We start from the raw sequence: 4,675 nt of genomic DNA on the forward strand, positions 1-4,675 counted from the left end.
CGCGTTCCCGGAGAAGGAGCGGCTCGCGCTCGCGCACGCCGCCGCGATGACCCGCGATCCCCACGGGATCGCGGACGAGCAGTACGCGGCATTGCGCCGCCACTTCGACGAGGGAATGATCGTCGAGATCTCCGCGGTCGCGGGCCTCTTCAACTACTTCAATCGGTTCAACGACGCGCTGCGGGTCCCGCCGACGCAGTGAACATCGCCGGCGGGGCGGGCGGCCCGGGCGACGCTCCGCGGGCAACCCCCAGGCGGCGGAATCTACCTGCGCGTCGTCTCGTAGAGGGCGCTCAGCTGATCGATGCAGGCCGCTTCCAGGGCGCCGCGGCGGACCTTGAGCGTCGGCGTCAGCGTCCCCGCCTCGACGCTCGGCGCGCTCGCGAGGAGATCGAAGGACCGGATTCGCTCGTGAGGGGCGAGGTCATGGTTCACGCGGTCGACTACCTTCCGCACGACGGCCCACACATCCTGCGGGGCCGGAGCCGCGATGCCGTGTTCCCGGAGATGAGCGAGAGTGGCGGACCGGTCCGGAAGGATCAACGCGACGAGGTAGGGCCTTCGATCGCCGAAGACGACGGCCTCCTCGATCCACGGGCTCTCCTTCAGACGATCCTCGATCGGCGCCGGAGAGATGTTCTTGCCCCCCGAAGTGACGATCAGGTCCTTCTTGCGTCCCGTGAGGGAGAGAAACCCCTGGTTGTCGAGCCTCCCGAGATCGCCCGTGTGGAGCCACCCCTCCTCGAGCGCTTCGCGGGTCGCGGCTTCCTGGTTGTAGTACCCCCGCATCACGCCCGGCCCCCTGACCAGGATCTCGCCGTCCTCCGCGATCCTGAGCTCGACTCCGGGAAGGGGCGGCCCGACCGTCCCCGCGCGCCATCGGTCGAGCCTGTTCACCGAGACGGCGGATCCCGCCTCGGTCAGGCCGTATCCTTCGAGAAGGGGCAAACCCGCGCCGCAGAAGAAAAGGGCCTCTCGTCTGGCCAGCGGAGCGCTTCCGGAGACGAGCCATCGCACCTGTCCGCCCAGCTTCTCGCGCAGCGCCCGAAAGAAGAGGCGATCCCAGAGATCGCGAACCTGACGCGGAACGGGCCCTGTCGGAGTTTCCGACATCCTGGGCCCCCGCCCCCCCCGCCGCTCGGCCACCGACTCGGCGATCTCGAAGAGCCAGCCTGCAAGCCTGCCGCGCTCGCGCGCCGCGCCCCTCGTCGTCGAGAGGATCTGCTCGAAGAGTCGGGGAACCCCCAGCAGGACGGTCGGCCGGACCGCCATCGCGTCGCGGGCCAGGCTCTCGATCCCGCGGCCGTAGGCGAGCACGCCCCCCGCCGCGATCGTCGCGTACTCGGCCGTGCGCTCGAGGCTGTGGGCGAGGGGGAGGACGGCGAGACAGCGATCGGAGGATCCGATCGGAAGCGCCTCGGCGATCATCCGCGCGTTCGATAGGATGTTCGCGTGCGAGAGGAGAACCCCCTTCGGCGCCGTGCTCGTGCCCGATGTGTAGATGATGCAGGAAGGATCGTCGGGGCCGATCCCCTCGCGGATCTCGCGCAGCGCCCGCTCCTCCGCCGCGCCGGGGCGCGCACCGTCGCACGCCTCGCTCACCGGGATGATCGGGATCGGCGAAACGGGCGGCGGGACCCCATCCAGCAGGTAGACCGCGCGCAGCGTGTCCGCAGCTCCCGGGGCGGCAAGGAGACGCGCGAGCAGCTCTGGCCGCGAGACGATGGCGATGCGTGGCGTCGAGTCCGCGATCGGATGGGCGAGCTGGGCGGCGGGGAGGCTCGAGTAGAGAGGGACCGTCCAGGCGCCGCAGCAGAGGATCGCCAGATCGCAGATGAGCCACTCGTAGCGGGTCTCCATCAGCAGCAGCGCGCGATCGCCCGGAAGGAGTCCCGACCCGCGTAGAGCGGCCGAGAGGCGCTCGATCCGGCCCCACCACTCCTCGTAGGCGATCGGCCGGAATCCTCCCTCCCACGGGGCGATGAAGCCGACGGCCCCGGGCCGCTCGGTCCCTGCCAGCTCCGCGAGCTCGGGCAGGGTGCGCGCTCTGAGAAGGCTCACGGCACACGAGGGTAGCACAGGGCGCTTGTCGGCGCAGGCGCCGCATGGGATAGTCGGTCTCCGTGACAAGACGCCTGGGACGCGATCTGAGGATCGTGCAGATCATCACCCGTCTCGTCGTCGGCGGCGCGCAACGAGTCGCCATGGAGACGGCCGCGGGCCTGATCGAGAGGGGCATCGAAGCCGAGATCTGGTGCGGTCCCCAGGAGGGGCCCGAGGGAAGTCTCAAGGGGGAAGCCGCGCGCAGGGGCATTCCCCTGCGCCTGATCCCCAACCTCGTCAAGGAAGTCGATCCGGTCCGCGACCTCCGCGCCCTCGTATGGCTCTCGCGCGAGCTCGGCCGGAGCCGGCCTGATCTCGTCCACACGCACAGCAGCAAGGCCGGCATCCTGGGGAGACGGGCTGCCCGCAGCGCCGGAATCCCTCGCGTCGTCCATACGGTCCACGGATGGGGATTCTCGGACCGGACCCCCGCGCCTGCGCGTTTCGCATTCATGGCGGCTGAGCGCCTGGCCGCCCGGTGGTCCGACGCGCTGGTCGCCGTCTCGGACGCCACACGCGGAGAAGGACTGCGCCACTCGATCGGACGCCCCGACCTCTATCGGGTGATCCGCCCGGGGATCGCGACGGCCCCGTTTCGCGACCTGGACGCGATCGGCCGCCGGGGGCTCGAGCTTCGATCGCGTCTCGGGATCCCCCGAGATGCATTCGTCGCGGGGACGGTCGGGCGCCTCTCGCCGCAGAAGAATCCCGGGATGATCCTCGATGCCGCGGCCCTGCTCCCTGACATTCGATGGCTCATCGCGGGGGATGGTCCGCTGCGAAGACCGCTCGAGAACCGGATCTTCCTCGAAGGGCTATCTGACCGCGTCCATCTGCTGGGCGCCTGCGACGCGGCCCCCGATCTGATCGGGGCGTTCGACTTGTTCGTCCTGACCTCGCTCTGGGAAGGCTTCCCTCTCACCCTCCTGGAGGCTTCCGCAGCCGGCCTGCCCGTGGTCGCCGCCGACGTGGGAGGAGTGTCCGAGGCCGTCCCTTCTCCGCCCGCGGGCGGTCTCTTCCCGGCGGGAGCCCTGGCCCCCTTCTGCGAGGCGGTCGCGGGGATGGAGCGAGAGCGCGATGCGGCGCGGCGCGCCGCCCTCGCCCGGCGCGAGGCGATTCTCGAGAGCCGCCGGGTCGAGGAGAGCGTCAGGGAGACGATCGATCTCTATGGAGAACTCCTCGGAGCCGCTCGGCCGTAGTCCGGCGGAGCGCCCCGATCCGCCTTGAGTCGACGAGCGAGGCTCGCGTACGATCGCCGGTTGTCGTTGATTCGCGTCCGCCGTCCCGTCGGCGATCGAGTGAAGGGAGGTCAGGGTTTCCATGCGCGGCACATTTGACAGCACATCGGCCTTCGAGAACGCCCTGCGGCAGTTCGACCGCGCCGCGAAGACCTTGAAGCTCACGAAGAACCAGATCGTGATGATCAAGGAGCCGAGGCGGGTCACGGAGGTCCAGCTTCCGGTCCAGATGGACGACGGGAGCATCGAGATCTTCACCGGCTACCGCGTGCAGCACAACACGGCCCGCGGGCCGGCAAAGGGGGGAATCCGCTTCCATCCCGATGTCACGCTCGACGAGGTCAAGGCGCTCGCCTTCTGGATGACCTACAAGTGCGCCGTCGTGAACATCCCGATGGGCGGAGGCAAGGGAGGCGTCATTGTCGACCCCCGCAAGCACTCCCCTACCGAGATGGAGCGGCTCTCGCGGCGCTACTTCGCCGAGATGATCGACCTCTTCGCGGGCGACAAGGATGTCCCCGCGCCCGACGTCAACACCGGCCCCCAGGTGATGGCCTGGTTCATGGACACCTACTCGATGCACCATCAGGCGTTCCATCCGGAAGTCGTCACGGGCAAGCCCCTCGAGCTGGGGGGAAGCCAGGGGCGCGAGACGGCGACCGGCGACGGCGTTGCGATCTGCGTCCAGGAAGCGGCGAAGCACCTCGGGATCGATCTGGGCAAGAGCCGCGTCGGGGTCCAGGGCTTCGGCAACGTGGGCAAGTACACCGCGCTCAACCTGCACAGGGACGGATGCAAGGTCGTCGTCCTCTCCGACGAGACGGGGACCTACTCCTCCGATGCCGGAATCGACGTCCCGAAGCTCGTCTCACATGCGGGCACCCACCGGACCTTGCGCGGGATCGAGAAGACGCATCACGAGCTCGCCTACGACGAGGATCCGTCGAAGATCCTCGAGTGGGATGTCGATATCCTCGTGCCGGCCGCCCTGGAGAACCAGATCACCGCCGCCAACGCCCCGCGCGTCAGGGCGCGGCTGGTCGCGGAGGGAGCCAACGGCCCGCTCACCACGGAGGCGGACGACATCCTGGACAAGAAGGGGGTCTTCGTGATCCCCGATATCCTCTGCAACGCGGGCGGGGTCACGGTCTCGTATCTGGAGTGGGTCCAGAACAGGATGGGCTACTTCTGGTCGGCGCGAAGGGTCTATCAGGACCTCGAGGAGATCATGACCTCAGCCTTCCGGACGGTCCTCGAGACGAGCCTGGAGTACAAGGTCAACATGCGCGTGGCAGCCTTCATCGTGGCGATCAAGAGGGTCACCCAGGCGGCCG

At 68.9% G+C, this 4,675-nt stretch carries 3 protein-coding genes; 2 read left to right on the forward strand and 1 reads right to left on the reverse strand.

Annotated elements, in window-relative coordinates; all coding sequences use genetic code 11:
- Positions 1-264 precede the first annotated feature (264 nt).
- Complete coding sequence (locus FJY88_12020; GenBank protein ID MBM3288060.1) at positions 265-2,130, reverse strand: long-chain fatty acid--CoA ligase; 1,866 nt, start codon at positions 2,128-2,130, stop codon at positions 265-267.
- On the opposite strand from FJY88_12020, the gene FJY88_12025 reads away from it, so the two are divergent.
- Positions 2,124-3,302, forward strand: a complete 1,179-nt coding sequence (locus FJY88_12025) for a glycosyltransferase family 4 protein (protein MBM3288061.1) — start codon at positions 2,124-2,126, stop codon at positions 3,300-3,302. The two genes, FJY88_12020 and FJY88_12025, sit on opposite strands and share 7 nt — an antisense overlap.
- Before the next feature lie 121 nt (positions 3,303-3,423).
- A partial coding sequence (locus FJY88_12030; GenBank protein MBM3288062.1) for a Glu/Leu/Phe/Val dehydrogenase occupies positions 3,424-4,675 on the forward strand: 1,252 nt, incomplete at its 3' end.

This window comes from Candidatus Eisenbacteria bacterium (assembly GCA_016867495.1).
Classification (GTDB): domain Bacteria; phylum Eisenbacteria; class RBG-16-71-46; order CAIMUX01; family VGJL01; genus VGJL01.